Below are 13,627 nucleotides of genomic sequence, written 5' to 3'. Positions count from 1 at the left end.
CTAGATCATCCCTAACGTGCCGATGAAGGTAGGGCAAGCATTGCCCCGACGCCTATCGTTCGCTAACGCACATGGCATATGGCAGGGGACGGCAAACCGACACCGATGATGGTGCAATATTTGGGTCTGAAGGCTAAGGCTGGCGACTGCCTACTCTTCTACCGGATGGGCGACTTTTTCGAATTGTTTTTCGATGATGCGCGCAAGGCTTCGGCTACGCTTGATATCGCACTTACATCTCGCGGTGAACATGACGGCCGACCCATTCCCATGTGTGGCGTTCCGGTCCACGCGGCAGAAGGCTATCTGGCGCGCTTGATAAAGGCGGGGCATCGCGTTGCGATTGCCGAACAGACCGAGAGCCCCGAGGAAGCAAAAGCTCGAGGTGGATCCAAGACTCTTGTGGCACGGGACATTATCCGTTTTGTCACGGCAGGTACGTTGACAGAGGATAGCCTTCTCGACAGTTGGTCATCGAACATGCTCGTGGCGTTGGCGGCGGTGAACGACAATGTGGGTATCGCTGCGGCCGATATATCGACGGGCCATTTTGAACTGGTCACAGTATCTTTCGGTGCCTTGGAAGCTGAACTGGCTCGGCTTGTGGCCAGCGAAATCGTCGTGGCGCAAGGGTTTGAAGGTGCTCCATTCGGGGCCATTCCCCGTCCTGCCGCTGAATTTGACAGCCAATCGGGTGAAGACAGTCTGAAGCGGCATTTCATGTTGCCAACACTCGATCCTATCGGTCCTTTGACCCGGCCGGAACTGGCTGCCGCAGGTGGTATGCTGGCATATCTGGCCCATGTTGGTCAGGGAAAAATGCCTTTCCTGAAAATACCGTTGCGGCGCGAAGTCCATGACCATTTACTGATTGATCAGGCAACCCGTGACAGTCTGGAAATCACGAATTCCTCCAAAGGTGGACGAGCAGGAACATTGCTGGCCGAGGTCGACCGAACAATTACAGGAGCTGGCGCGCGGCAATTGGCGGCGGACCTGGCAGCGCCGCTGATGGACAGCGAAAAGATCGAAGCGCGCTTGTCGCTGGTGCAATGGTTTAACGAAGCGCCTTTGCTGCGCGAAACCATTCGGTCTGCATTGCGGCAGCTGCCCGATATCGCCCGGGCATTGGGCCGGGTTGTGGCGGGACGGGGCAGTCCGCGTGATCTGGGACAGATTCGCGATGGCCTGTCGGGTGCCCGCAATTTACGCGAACGACTTGGTGCAATGACCGACCGGCCAGCTCTTATGGATCAGCTGCTGCCGACGCTCGACGGCCATGGTTCAATGGTGGACCTTTTCACCCGCGCATTGGTCGGTGCGCCACCAACCGACACGGGGCAGGGCGGCTATATCGCCGAAGGTTATGATGCCGCGCTTGACGCCTTGCGGCTGGCGGGGCGTGATGGCCGTCTGGCAATTGCCCAGTTGGAAGCACGATATCGGGAGGCGACGGGAATCACGGCACTGAAAATCCGGCATAACGCTGTGCTTGGCTATTTTGTGGAGGTTCCGGTCAGGCATGGTGATGCGTTGATGGCACCTGGTACAGGGTTTACACACCGCCAAACGATGGCCGGTGCCGTGCGATTCAACTCGCCCGAGCTGCACGAAGAAGCCATGCGGATCACGCAAGCCGGAGGCCATGCCCTGGCAGCAGAGTCAGCGCATCTCGAAGAGCTGATCGCGCATGTCCTTGATCGCCGGGACGCGATTTCGAAGAGCGCTGACGCGTTGGCGCGGATTGATGTTGCCGCGGCGCTCGCCGAACGTGCAGCAGAAGGCGGCTGGTGCCGTCCCATCTTCATAGATAATGCCGAATTGCACATCGAAGGCGGTCGGCATCCGGTGGTGGAAAGCGCTCTTGCCAAATCAGGCGATCGCTTCATCGCCAATGACTGCACTCTTGCGCCGGAAAAGCGGCTATGGCTGGTCAGCGGTCCCAATATGGGCGGTAAATCGACCTTTCTGCGGCAAAATGCGTTGATTGTGGTGTTGGCGCAATCCGGCAGCTATGTGCCCGCGACATCCGCGCGATTGGGGTTGGTTGATCGCCTTTTCAGCCGTGTAGGGGCATCCGATAATCTGGCGCGGGGCCGCTCTACATTCATGGTCGAAATGGTCGAAACTGCTGCAATTTTGGCACAAGCGACACACCGGAGCTTTGTTATTCTGGACGAAGTCGGGCGCGGGACATCCACCTATGACGGGCTTGCTATTGCCTGGGCGGTGGTCGAGGGCATTCACGAATCCAACCGATGCCGCTGCCTGTTTGCAACACATTATCATGAACTGACCCGTTTGGCTGACAGCCTCGATGCGCTTTCGCTCCACCATGTGCGCGCCAAGGAATATAAGGGCGATCTGGTGCTGTTGCACGAACTGGCCAATGGCCCCGCCGACCGCAGTTACGGCATCGCTGTTGCGAAACTGGCAGGCTTGCCACCACCTGTTGTGGCGCGCGCAAAAGCGGTTCTGGAAAAGCTTGAAAAAGGCCGCGCCGAAACTGGTGGGTTGGCAGCGGGTTTGGGCGATTTACCCCTTTTCAGCGCGGCGCTTGATGCCGCCGAAGCCAAGGTCGATGCCTTGCGCGAAAAACTGACGGGTCTGGATATCGATTCGCTTAGCCCACGGTCGGCGCTGGATCTGCTCTACGAATTGAAACGTGCGGCTGGGGAGGGGTGACACACTTACACAAGGCTTAGAAAAAGCCCCGCCAGCGCCGCACTCATCAAGTTGGACAATGATCCTGCGGCCAGTGCCTTCAGCCCGAGTTTTGCAATCATCGGGCGTTGGTTAGGGGCCAATCCGCCGGTTATCGCAATCTGAATGGCGACAGAAAGGATGTTGGCAAAACCGCAAAGCGCAAAGGTTACGATAGCAACAGTCGGGGCCGAGAGCGTATTGGCAGCACCCAGCTCGATAAAGGCTACAAATTCGTTCAAGACAATTTTGGTACCGAAAAGTCCGCCTGCTTGAATGGCTTCGTTCCAAGGAACGCCCAACAAAAACATGAGCGGCGCAAAGACATAACCGACAATTTGCTGAAAACTAAGTTCGGGCTGACCGAACCAGCCGCCAATTCCGCCCAATATACCGTTTGCCAACGCGACAAGTGCGACAAAGGCCAACACCATTGCGCCTACCGCGACCGCAAGCTTGACGCCGGTTTGCGCGCCTTGAGTCGCGGCCATGATGATATTCGCAGGCTTCTCTTCCTCGTCATGGACGATAACAGGTTCGTCATCCGGGTGTGGATTGCCGAGCGCCAGATCGCCTTCGTTGACGGGCATGGGCGGGATGTCCGGCATCATTAACTTGGCCATCAATATCCCACCCGGCGCCGACATGAACGCTGCGGCCAGCAAATAATCAATGCGTATTCCCATTGAGGCATAAGCAGCCAGGATGGTTCCTGCGACTCCTGCCATGCCGACCGTCATAACGCAGAAAAGTTGCTCGGGCTTGAGCCCGGCGAGATAGGGCCGGATTACCAATGGCGATTCCGACTGGCCGACAAAGATATTCGCCGCCGCGCACAAGCTTTCAACCTTTGAAATGCCGGTTATTTTCTGCAAACCGCCGCCGATCCAGCGGATGACATATTGCATGATCCCAAGATAATAGAGGATTGAAATCAGTGAAGCGAAGAAGATGATGACCGGCAATGCGGCAATCGCAAAGCTGTTGCCGCCGATTTCGGGCGAGGCCAGTGGCCCGAAGATGAATCGCGTACCTTCACCGGCATATCCCAGCAAATTTGAAACGCCGTTCGACATGAAACCCAGAACCGTTTTGCCCCAGGGGACGTAAAGAACAAGCGCGGCAAGGCTTGCTTGCAGAGCGAAGGCGGCACCTACGACACGAAATCGGATGGCGCGTCGGTTAGAGGATAAAATGACTGCAATAGCCAAAATGACAATCATGCCCGCAAGGCTCATCAAAATTTGCATAAAATCCCCGACCCAGAATTATTTACCCACCACCTAGCGCCAAGCACGGTCTTGCGCCAATAAAATTAGACGCTAGTCAGTGTCCATGACTGAACAGACCATATCGGGCACCTCTTCGAGTGCCATTCCGCGCTCGCTCTTTCTGTTTGCCATTTTTTATGGTGGCATGGTTCCGCTGGGCGGGTTTTTGGGGGCAAAACAGGTTGCCATCGGTCCATTGGCGGTTGAAGCCGGGATTTTCCCGTTTTTGACGTTGATTGCCGTATCAAGTGCGATCGCCGAACTGCACGGGCGCGAGGTCGCCGACAGGCTAGTCCGCTTTGGATTTGTGCCCTTGTTTATCGCGATTGGCCTGTCCTATTTCGTGCTGCAACTTCCCACTGACGCCGGAATGTACGAGCCGGCTAAGGACGCTTTTCCGATCATCATTGGGCAAAGCGGCCGGATGATGGCCGCAGGCATATTGGCTTATGGCGTGTCGGTATCGCTGAATGTCTGGCTGTTCGCCAGGCTTAAGGGAACGTCGGGGCGGTTTCTGGCGATCCGCGGTTTTATTGCTGCGGCGCTTTCGCAAATTGTCGATACGCTGATTTTTATTACCGTCTCCTTTTATGGCGTCCGTCCGATTGCTGACCTCATGGTGGGGCAAATGATCGCCAAGATTGTTCTGTCGGCCGTGATGGTGCCGCTGGTCATTGCACTGGTGGTGCGGATCGGCCGCAAGCTGGACGAGGCTGTCTGACCATGAGCATTGACCCGATCAATCTTGCCAAGGCGGAAACGTTAACCGAGGCCCTTCCCTACTTGCAGCGCTATGCGGGCAAGACTTTTGTTGTCAAATATGGTGGCCATGCAATGGGCGATGCGGCTTTGGCACGCGATTTTGCATCGGATGTCGTCTTGCTGAAGGCGGTCGGTATCAATCCGGTCGTTGTGCATGGCGGCGGGCCGCAAATTGGTGCAATGCTCAAAAAACTGGGCGTCGAAAGCGAATTTGTGGATGGCCTGCGCGTCACCGATGCCGAAACCGCTAAAGTGGCCGAAATGGTATTGTCGGGTGCGATCAACAAGGAACTGGTCGGCTGGATTAACGCTGCCGGTGGCCGGGCGCTGGGAATTTCCGGCAAGGATGGCGGATTTGTGACCGCGACCAAGGTGCAACGGACCCAAAAGGACCCCGACAGCAATATCGAACGCAACATCGATTTGGGCTTTGTCGGCGAACCGCAAAAAGTTGACCGTAGCGTTATTGATACAATCAGCGGCGCCGGAATGATCCCCGTCATCGCACCGATTGGCGTGGGCGAGGATGGGCACACCTATAATATCAACGCCGACACTATGGCCGGTGCCGTGGCGAGTGCGCTGGGTGCATCCCGCCTTTTCCTGTTAACCGACGTCGCGGGCGTACTGAATAAAGCAGGGGAACTGCTGACCGATCTCGATCCCGAAGCAATTGCCGCGTTGCAAGCCGATGGGACGATCAGTGGCGGGATGATCCCCAAGATCGAAACCTGCGTCAATGCGGTGGAGGCCGGGGTGGATGCGGCGGTCATATTGGACGGGCGTGCAAGCCATGCGATGCTGATCGAAATGTTCACTGACAAGGGCGCGGGCACGTTGATCCATAAATAGTGTTTTAGGGTGTTGATACAGCGCGCCGCCTCGGCTAATCGCACCTACCTGTCTTCTATCGGAGAAACCCATGCTTCTCGCGCTTATTTCGATCATTGGTTATTTGATGACGATCTTGTCGACCGTCGTCATCGTTCAATTCATCCTTAGCCTGTTAATCGCTTTCAATGTGGTCAGCCTGTCGAACAATTTCGTATCCTCGATCTGGCATGCCCTGAACATGATATTGGATCCGTTTCTAAAACCGATCCGCAAGATTATGCCGGATACAGGCATGATCGACTTTTCTCCCATGGTGCTGCTGATCGGTTTGCGCATCCTGCAAATGCTGTTGATGGGTCTGGCCAATGACATTGCTTCGGCGGGCATGTGAGCACGGATAATATCATTGATGGCAAGGCATTCGCCGCGGATCTGCGCGGACGTATTGCGGTATCTGTGCCGGACTTCGTTGCACATAGCGGCCGCAAGCCCGGGCTGGCCGTTGTGCTGGTCGGTGACGATCCCGCAAGCCAGGTCTATGTAGGCTCCAAGAAAAAGGCGACGATTGAAGCTGGAATGGCCAGTTTCGAATATCGCCTGCCCGAAGATACCGCACAGGCCGACCTGATTGCTTTGGTCGAACGGCTCAACGCCGATGAACAGGTTGATGGTATCCTCGTTCAATTGCCTTTGCCCTCGCATATGGACGACAAGGCCGTCATTGCCGCACTTGATCCAGCCAAGGATGTGGACGGTTTCCACGTCGTCAACGCCGGACGGCTTGCCGTGGGCGAAGATGCCTTTGTTCCCTGCACGCCTTTGGGGTGTCTGATGCTTCTCAAGGACCGGTTGGGCGATTTGTCAGGCAAAAATGCCGTAGTGATTGGTCGTTCCAACATTGTAGGCAAGCCGATGGCGCAACTATTGCTGGCCGAAAATTGCACCGTCACGATCGCGCACAGCCGGACACAGGATTTGGCCGATGTCGTGCGCCGAGCCGATATCATCGTGGCCGCAGTTGGCCGCGCGGAAATGGTGAAAGGCGATTGGATCAAGGACGGTGCCGTGGTCATCGATGTTGGTATCAACCGGCTCGCGCCTGCCGAAGGCGAAACCAAAGGTCGTCTGGTCGGCGATGTTGCCTTTGCCGAGGCGGCGGTGCATTCTGCCGCCATCACACCGGTACCGGGAGGGGTTGGCCCCATGACAATCGCCTGTTTGTTGCGCAATACACTGGTGGCGGCATATCGCCGTGCCGACCTGCCACAGCCAAAGGGGTTTTGATGCGATGATTCGGATTGGCTTAGTTGGCGCAGCGCTGTTGTCTCTCTCGGCCTGTGCCGGGGGACCGCGCGCACCGGCGGGGTTCGAACCGCGGATCGCCAATCCGAGCGCGATCATCTCGGCTGAAATAGCCTTTGCCCGGCTGGCACAAGAAAAGGGGCAGTGGACCGCCTTTCGCGCGACAGCGGCGAAGGATGCCGTAATGTTCGACCCGGAACCCAATCTGGCCCAGGCCTGGCTCAAAGGCCGCGCAGACCCGCCCGCTGCGGTCAAGTGGCAAACGCACAAGGCGTTCATGTCATGCGATGGTAAAATGGGTGCGACCACAGGTGCTTGGCAGCGCCCGGACGGTAGCTTTGGCTATTTTACAACAATTTGGCAGTTTATTCAAAGAAACGAACGCGGCGAAGGCGAATGGAGATGGGTCGTCGACCATGGCGATGCACTGTCTGCACCGCGAACACCCGCCGAAATGATAGAAACCAAGGTAGCAAGTTGCAAAGGCACAGCGCCTGCGCTTTTGCTGGCCCCTGCCGAAGGTGCGCAGATGAAAACCGGTTTGTCGCGGGACCAGTCGCTCAGCTACACATGGGTCGTTCAACCTGATGGCAGCCGGACGGTCGAAGTAAAGCTGTGGAACGGACTCGCATCCGAAACTGTTATCTTGGACCGGGTCGCGGCCAAACCATGATTGATCTGTTTCTATCTGCATTCATTACGTTCTTTGTCGTCATCGACCCGCCGGGTTGCGCGCCGATCTATGCCAGCCTGACAAAAGGCGCGAGTGCCGCCCAGCGGCGCAATATGGCGTTTCGGGCTATTTTTGTGGCGTCGATTATATTGCTTGTATTCGCGCTATTTGGTGAAGAATTATTGGCGGCGCTTCATATCGAACTGAACAGTTTTCGGATTGCTGGCGGGATAATGCTGTTCCTGATTGCCATCGACATGGTTTTTGAAAAGCGTACCGAACGCCGTGAAGAACGGGCGCAAAAAATTATCGACACTCCGGAAATCGAAGATGTTTCGGTATTCCCGATGGCGATGCCGATGATCGCCGGGCCCGGGTCAATCGCTTCGGTCATGCTATTGATGTCGCAAAATGAAGGACTCGAAAGGGCCAGTATCATCCTTTCCGCCTTGCTGGCTGTTCTGGCGCTGACCTTGGTAGCGTTGATGGCCGCCGGACCGTTGATGCGGATTCTCGGCGCGCAGACAGAGGCGGTAATCACTCGGTTGCTGGGCGTATTGTTGGCCGCGCTGGCGGCACAATTTGTCATTGACGGTTTGCGCGAAAGCTTTCTCTAATCACGCCCAATCTTCAGTTATTGCAAGGTCACGCGATCATCCGAGCTATCGTGTCGTCCGAAAAACTGCATCAGTTGGACAATCAAATCCGCGCGCATGGAAAGACCGCGTGCCTCTAACAACGCCTGTTTTGCGGCAAAATCAAAAGGCGCGATTTGCGCGATTGCATTGACCAGCGAATAATCGTCCAATTGGCCAACCGCTGCCCAGTCCACGGCATAGCCTTGAATATCGGCAAAGCGCCGTGATTCGATTTCCAGCGAAGCGCGTTCGGCAATGGACAGTGCGTCCGATGCCTCATCTTCTTCCCAAAGGTCTGCTTCCACTTGTCTGAAGCTTGTGGATACATCCAGTTCTTTGCGAATCGAAAACCGCTGAAGACCTTCCAATATAATATTGTAGCGGCCGTCCTCCATCGCTTCGACATCGCCGATCCTGCCGAGGCAACCCACTTCAAATACGGCGGGGCTATTTCCCTGTCCTTTGGGCTGGACCATACCGATCATCCGGTCCCGCGCGAGCGAGTCGCCGACAAGATCGCGATAGCGTTGTTCGAAAATGTGCAACGGCAATTGCATGCCCGGAAACAAGATTGCGCCGGGTAAGGGAAAGATGGAGATGCGGCGGATGGTCATCCGAACAAAACAGCTGACAATTTGCGACGGGTGGCCGCAACCCACGGGTCTTCCAACCCGATCATCGCGAAAATTTCGAGCAGGCGCGCTTTTGCCGCGCCGTCATTCCATTCCCGGTCGGCCGCTATGCTGTGTAACAACGCATCTGCCGCTTCATCCCGCTGTCCCGCCGCCATCAGCGCATTTGCCAGAGCCAGCCGTTTTGCATGATCGTCGGGGGCTGCATCGGCCGATGCCCTGAGTGCTTCCAGTTCATCGGGGGCAATGGCGGCTGCGGTAATGCTCAGTAACGATCCTGCGCGAACCAGCGCGGGATCGGATTTCAGGTCTTGGCTAAGGCTGTCGAAAATCGCTTGGGCCTCGTCCGCGCGCTCCATCACCGTTAAAGCGCGAATCAAACCCGACAGGGCTGCGGGATGCTCGGGCATGATCGCCAGCGCATCGATAAACAGACCATAAGCCTGCTCGGCGCCATCATGATCCAACAGCTCTTCTGCCGCATCCAGCAATGGCGCGATCTGCGCGGCTGGGTCGGATGCATCATTGCCGCCGGTGATTGGCAGTTTTTCCAGTATCTGGTCCAACATCTGCATCAACTGCGGTTCAGTGCGCGCCGGGGTCAGGTCGGCCACAGGCTGGCCCTGAAAAATCGCATAGACGGTGGGAATCGAGCGGACCTGAAATTGTGCGGCGATAAACTTGTTTTCGTCGACATTCACTTTGGCCAATACCACGCCACGATCGGCATAGTCTGCGGCGACTTTTTCAAGCACTGGCGTCAACTGCTTGCACGGTCCGCACCATTCAGCCCAGAAATCAAGAATCACGAGCTTGTCCATGGACGGCGTCACCACCTGTTGGCGGAACTGTTCTACAGCTTTTTGTTCTTCGGTGGTCAGGCCCATCGTTGCCAATGTTATTCTCCATGCTTTCAAAGCAGAATCGATAATGCCCTATGTGCCCAAAGCCACGCCATATACAAGATAGGCAAACACCCGTTTGAATAAAAAGCATTGATTAAGGGGTTGCGGGGGGAAAACCCCCATGCTAACGGCGCGCCTCACCTGTCGGGGAATCGCGATGGCCACTAGGTCAATCACGGAACCCGACCGCCAGAGCGGGCGTAGCTCAGGGGTAGAGCACAACCTTGCCAAGGTTGGGGTCGAGGGTTCGAATCCCTTCGCCCGCTCCAATAAAATCAATGACTTATAAACATATCTTAGCGCTGGGCCGCATAGCGCCCCACTGCATCCCCACAATTGAGCTTGCTAAATCCAGCATCCCCATAGCTATTTTCGCCTTGCAAAGCCGCTCTGTTCTTGGCGGGTGAAAATCTGAAGGCAAGCCCCCGAAGGGGTGGGGGGGGGGGGTAAAAATCGAGTACGTCGCAGCCGTATGATATTCGGCCTCTCGGGCTAGAGAAAAATTTTAAAAAACTTAGGTGGGTTACGAAGTTCTTTTGGCTTTGGAATTGGCATTCAGTCCGTGGGTAGTTGCTGCAATTATGGTCATTCATTGAGGCAGTGGACAACCAGTTCAGCAAACGCATCCCATAACGCCGTTAGGTGGTCGGCAGCTGGGGCAAGGCTTGATGAATGAACATATTTGTTAAGTGTATCGACCGAGACGATTGCGTCCATTGTCCGCGCTTTTCTTACTACCTCGACATATCGCTTATTTATCTTGCCTAGAGAATGCAGATTCTCTGCTGCACAGATGAGCTTTTTCAAAAGCGGATCGCTCTCCGACGTAGTGGTCAGGTTGGCTTGATTGATGTAGTTGTCAACCGAAAGCTCAAGAAGCACACGGCATAAAACCGCGATTGCATTAGGATGTTCGTCCAACTCCAGCTTAAATTGCAATTCCTCCCAAATCGCCCGTTGTCGCTGAAGGCGGCCAGCCCAAGCAACGCCATATTCAACCTGAGGAATTAGAGTTGTACGTCTATCTGGCTTCTGAGCTTTTTGCTGCGACTTTCCAGAGGTTGCCTTGGGAGATTTTCCGCCACTTCCTTTAGACTGTTTCTGGATTGCATCAGCCGCTGTAGGTAACAGCCCCTCGGATTCCAGCTTATCAAGATATTCAGATTTGCGATCTACGTCCCAAACGTCGTCAAGAGTTATCCGGCGATGGGCGAGGTCGTCAGCAATCCGCGCTAGAGCCTTTAACGATACGTCTTCCTTACGGATAAACTGAAACCGCCCTTTGGCAGTCGATATACCGACACGGCTTCTGAATGCCTCAGCTGATAGGAGGCGATTAAGGTTGCTTCGAGGAATGCGCTTTCCTTTTGGCAATAGATTTGCTGCTTTCAGCCGCTCCTCTATTTCATCGGCTACATTGAGTTTTCCACCCTTGCCCGTTCGATTAACGAACGTGGTCTTCATGCGATCGTTCCAATTACTCTGGCCGACGCCACCCTGACTCCCAGTGTGTCGCCGAAATAGAATTTCATCGATTTCATCACGATCAGATTCAACACGACAAGTTATCGTTGTTGGGAAATTACCTCGCCAGTGCCCACGTAAATCAGCAAAGAACTTCTGTAGGTCCGAATCCGGCGCTCGCTTGGGGTTGGCCAACAACTTCAGACAAGTTGTTCGTCTATTTCCATCGTAAACGATAAAATTTGAGCTGTCGGGATAAACCAATGGCGGCTCATAAAGTCCGCCCGCTTGGACAACATCACGCGCAAGTTTCTTCATCTGAGATAGATGATTTGAAAACAACCAAGCGATTGCCGTAGTTTCATTTTCCAACTCTCCGTGTCGGTCGTTCTCTCTATTTACCAACAATTTGTCGAGCGGGATTGACTTGTAGCTCATTTAGGAAGCCCCCTAACGGCCAGCTAACCTCGAACTATATAAAATTTCAAGTGAATCTGCGTAAGGACGTTACTAGAGGTTCATATCGGGACGTTAGGCGGTAGGTCCCCTGTCAGCCGGGCAACATCGCATTGGAGGGCAATAGATAGGCGGCATAGCACCGTAAACGTGACATTGCGCTCCCCGCGCTCCACAGCCCCATAATATGAACGATCCACATTAGCAGCCAGAGCGAGAGTCTCCTGCGTTAGGCCAATGCTTTTGCGTTGCGCCCTGATCCTGTTGCCCAATTCTTGAAGGATTGCCTTCTCGTCCATCGCACAGGTTAGGCAATGAATGATGACTTTCAGTCCACGGGCAATTGTATACCATTTTGCAAAATTTTAACTTTCGCCGACTATAAAGATCGCAGTTATTAGGAAGGGCAATCATGAGAAAAGCAACTCTGGCAATTGCGCTCTGCCTCGGCATGGCAACAAATGCTTATGCAAAGGCGCAATATCGCCTCGAAATTCGTCCGACAAATGGCCAGGTTGAAAACTGGCAAAATGGCATGCAATCCGTGGATGACCCCCGGTTAGGATCGACCGTCAGGGTGGTGAGCAGCCAAGACGCGCTTCCGGATAAGCAATCCACATTCCGCATTATTGTCCTGAATCGCTCAGATAAGCCTGTTGCTTTTGGTCCAGAGAATATCACCATCGAATACGCAAAGGGCAAAACCGTCCAAATAGCGACACATGAGGAACTCGTTGGAAAGCTGAGAAGGGACATTAAGCGGCGGCAAGCCCTTGCTGTCCTCGGTGGCGCACTCTCGGCTGGAGGAGCCAATGGGTACACATCGGGGAGCTTCAATTATTCAGGCATAACTAACAGCGGCGGCTATGTCAGCGGTAGCGGCACTTACTCCGGATATGATCCGGCGTTAGCGCAGCAACAGCAGCTAGCAGCGCAACGGCAATCTTTGGCGGTCGCTCAGGCAATCAATGGCCGCCAACTAAGCGGATCACAAGCTTTGGAAAGCGTAGTTCGTAGAACCACGATACCTTCCGGCGGACTAATGGGGGGTGTTGTTGCCTACACGCCACCATCTGCATTCAATAAGCTATCCAGCAACGATCTGGTCACGATAGTTGTTACCGTTGGAGCGGAAAAGCACATCGTCACCGCAAGGGTTTCAAAAATACGGTAGATATTTTGACAAAATCATATTCTTTTATCAGAATCATAATCAATAAATAGAAAAGTTATAAAATGACAGGGCTTCAAGTGGGTTATGGGTTCCCTTAAATGAAGAGTTTAGTAGATAGTACTATCTAATAATATCAATTTATAACTGGATTGAATCCAAAGCATTGTCGATAGGCTTCTATCATTTGTTCTTTTAATTCATGTAATTTTTCAGTTTTAGCGATAAAGGAGTCATGAATAGGTAGGGCCAAAATGCCTTTGTCTTTTAACTTCGTGACAATCTCTAATGCTAAATCCGAATCCTTCCGTTGAAGCATGATTCCTGCACCTGAACCAAAAGCTCCAGCTATTGCTGCATGTTTTTCCTCAATCATTTGCATTACCTGATCTCTGGTGAAACGTGGAGAGAACGAAACCCCTTTGGGTAAGTCGCACATCATATCGCTATCCCTTTTTGAGCCGTTTATGAGCGCTTGGGTTAGCATTTTGAGGGCATCACGATAATGACCACGGATGAAACCCTGAGAGGCTTCATGGTCTGAAATAAGAGGCAGCTGATATGGGTCATCGATACATTCCAATCCCCGCTGATGATACAACATTCGGATAGCGCAGCCTGAATAGTCTAGTTCTATCGTAGGTTTTCCGTCGATGGTGATGTGTTCACGTAAAGCCTTTGGACAATTGATCTGTCCGTCGTCAGATAATTTGAGACATATGCCAGCTTAAAACAGGTGAGTGTTTGGGTCCATTGGTTGGTTGATATTATGCGGCGAGCTTGCGGTGATGCAAGCGCCGATGTTCGATTGTTTTT

At 54.0% G+C, this 13,627-nt stretch carries 14 protein-coding genes and 1 tRNA gene; 9 read left to right on the top strand and 6 right to left on the bottom strand.

The window, feature by feature from the left end; all coding sequences use genetic code 11:
- The first annotated feature begins 78 nt into the window (after positions 1-78).
- Positions 79-2,685, top strand: a complete 2,607-nt coding sequence (gene mutS, locus ACKVOS_RS06690; protein ID WP_409211239.1) for a DNA mismatch repair protein MutS — start codon at positions 79-81, stop codon at positions 2,683-2,685.
- Positions 2,686-2,690: 5 nt separating this feature from the next.
- Here the strand turns inward: mutS and ACKVOS_RS06685 are convergent, their stop codons facing one another.
- The gene (locus ACKVOS_RS06685; RefSeq protein WP_409211238.1) at positions 2,691-3,953 is read right to left on the bottom strand and encodes a NupC/NupG family nucleoside CNT transporter; all 1,263 of its coding nucleotides are present in this window, start codon (positions 3,951-3,953) and stop codon (positions 2,691-2,693) included.
- 85 nt (positions 3,954-4,038) lie between these two features.
- On the opposite strand from ACKVOS_RS06685, the gene ACKVOS_RS06680 reads away from it, so the two are divergent.
- The 6 genes from ACKVOS_RS06680 to ACKVOS_RS06655 all read left to right on the top strand — a co-directional run bounded on the left by ACKVOS_RS06680 (position 4,039) and on the right by ACKVOS_RS06655 (position 8,162).
- On the top strand, positions 4,039-4,695 hold the full coding sequence (locus ACKVOS_RS06680) for a queuosine precursor transporter (RefSeq protein ID WP_409211237.1): 657 nt from the start codon (positions 4,039-4,041) through the stop codon (positions 4,693-4,695).
- A 2-nt stretch (positions 4,696-4,697) separates the two neighbouring features.
- A complete protein-coding gene (gene argB, locus ACKVOS_RS06675) occupies positions 4,698-5,588 on the top strand; it encodes an acetylglutamate kinase (protein WP_409211236.1) in 891 nt (296 codons plus the stop codon).
- A 70-nt stretch (positions 5,589-5,658) separates the two neighbouring features.
- Positions 5,659-5,961, top strand: coding sequence for a YggT family protein (locus tag ACKVOS_RS06670; protein ID WP_158901572.1), 303 nt, complete (start codon positions 5,659-5,661; stop codon positions 5,959-5,961).
- On the top strand, positions 5,958-6,854 hold the full coding sequence (gene folD / locus ACKVOS_RS06665; protein WP_409211235.1) for a bifunctional methylenetetrahydrofolate dehydrogenase/methenyltetrahydrofolate cyclohydrolase FolD: 897 nt from the start codon (positions 5,958-5,960) through the stop codon (positions 6,852-6,854). Before ACKVOS_RS06670 ends, folD begins: the two co-directional genes overlap by 4 nt.
- A gap of 4 nt (positions 6,855-6,858) precedes the next feature.
- Positions 6,859-7,545, top strand: coding sequence for a hypothetical protein (locus ACKVOS_RS06660; protein ID WP_409211234.1), 687 nt, complete (start codon positions 6,859-6,861; stop codon positions 7,543-7,545).
- Positions 7,542-8,162, top strand: a complete 621-nt coding sequence (locus ACKVOS_RS06655; RefSeq protein ID WP_409211233.1) for a MarC family protein — start codon at positions 7,542-7,544, stop codon at positions 8,160-8,162. The genes ACKVOS_RS06660 and ACKVOS_RS06655 overlap by 4 nt, the downstream gene beginning before the upstream one ends.
- Before the next feature lie 17 nt (positions 8,163-8,179).
- On the opposite strand, the gene ACKVOS_RS06650 is transcribed toward ACKVOS_RS06655, so the two are convergent.
- Together ACKVOS_RS06650 and ACKVOS_RS06645 are read right to left on the bottom strand one after the other, a co-directional pair.
- On the bottom strand, positions 8,180-8,797 hold the full coding sequence (locus tag ACKVOS_RS06650; protein ID WP_409211232.1) for an LON peptidase substrate-binding domain-containing protein: 618 nt from the start codon (positions 8,795-8,797) through the stop codon (positions 8,180-8,182).
- The gene (locus ACKVOS_RS06645) at positions 8,794-9,702 is read right to left on the bottom strand and encodes a tetratricopeptide repeat protein (RefSeq protein WP_409211284.1); all 909 of its coding nucleotides are present in this window, start codon (positions 9,700-9,702) and stop codon (positions 8,794-8,796) included. The genes ACKVOS_RS06650 and ACKVOS_RS06645 overlap by 4 nt, the downstream gene beginning before the upstream one ends.
- Before the next feature lie 212 nt (positions 9,703-9,914).
- On the opposite strand from ACKVOS_RS06645, the gene ACKVOS_RS06640 reads away from it, so the two are divergent.
- Positions 9,915-9,989: transfer RNA gene (locus ACKVOS_RS06640), tRNA-Gly, on the top strand.
- 316 nt (positions 9,990-10,305) lie between these two features.
- On the opposite strand, the gene ACKVOS_RS06635 is transcribed toward ACKVOS_RS06640, so the two are convergent.
- Both ACKVOS_RS06635 and ACKVOS_RS06630 read right to left on the bottom strand, forming a co-directional pair.
- Positions 10,306-11,622, bottom strand: coding sequence for a hypothetical protein (locus tag ACKVOS_RS06635; RefSeq protein WP_409211231.1), 1,317 nt, complete (start codon positions 11,620-11,622; stop codon positions 10,306-10,308).
- Between the two features lie 80 nt (positions 11,623-11,702).
- Positions 11,703-11,939 (bottom strand): helix-turn-helix domain-containing protein, encoded by a 237-nt coding sequence (locus ACKVOS_RS06630; protein WP_409211230.1) that lies wholly within the window; start codon positions 11,937-11,939, stop codon positions 11,703-11,705.
- Positions 11,940-12,052: 113 nt separating this feature from the next.
- On the opposite strand from ACKVOS_RS06630, the gene ACKVOS_RS06625 reads away from it, so the two are divergent.
- Complete coding sequence (locus ACKVOS_RS06625; RefSeq protein WP_409211229.1) at positions 12,053-12,814, top strand: hypothetical protein; 762 nt, start codon at positions 12,053-12,055, stop codon at positions 12,812-12,814.
- A gap of 133 nt (positions 12,815-12,947) precedes the next feature.
- Here ACKVOS_RS06625 and ACKVOS_RS06620 read toward each other — a convergent pair whose 3' ends face one another.
- A complete protein-coding gene (locus tag ACKVOS_RS06620) occupies positions 12,948-13,415 on the bottom strand; it encodes a hypothetical protein (protein WP_409211228.1) in 468 nt (155 codons plus the stop codon).
- Between the last annotated feature and the right edge of the window lie 212 nt (positions 13,416-13,627).

Source organism: Sphingorhabdus sp. (genome assembly GCF_046154385.1).
Lineage (GTDB): Bacteria > Pseudomonadota > Alphaproteobacteria > Sphingomonadales > Sphingomonadaceae > Sphingorhabdus_B.
This window is presented reverse-complemented; position numbering and strand designations above follow the sequence as displayed.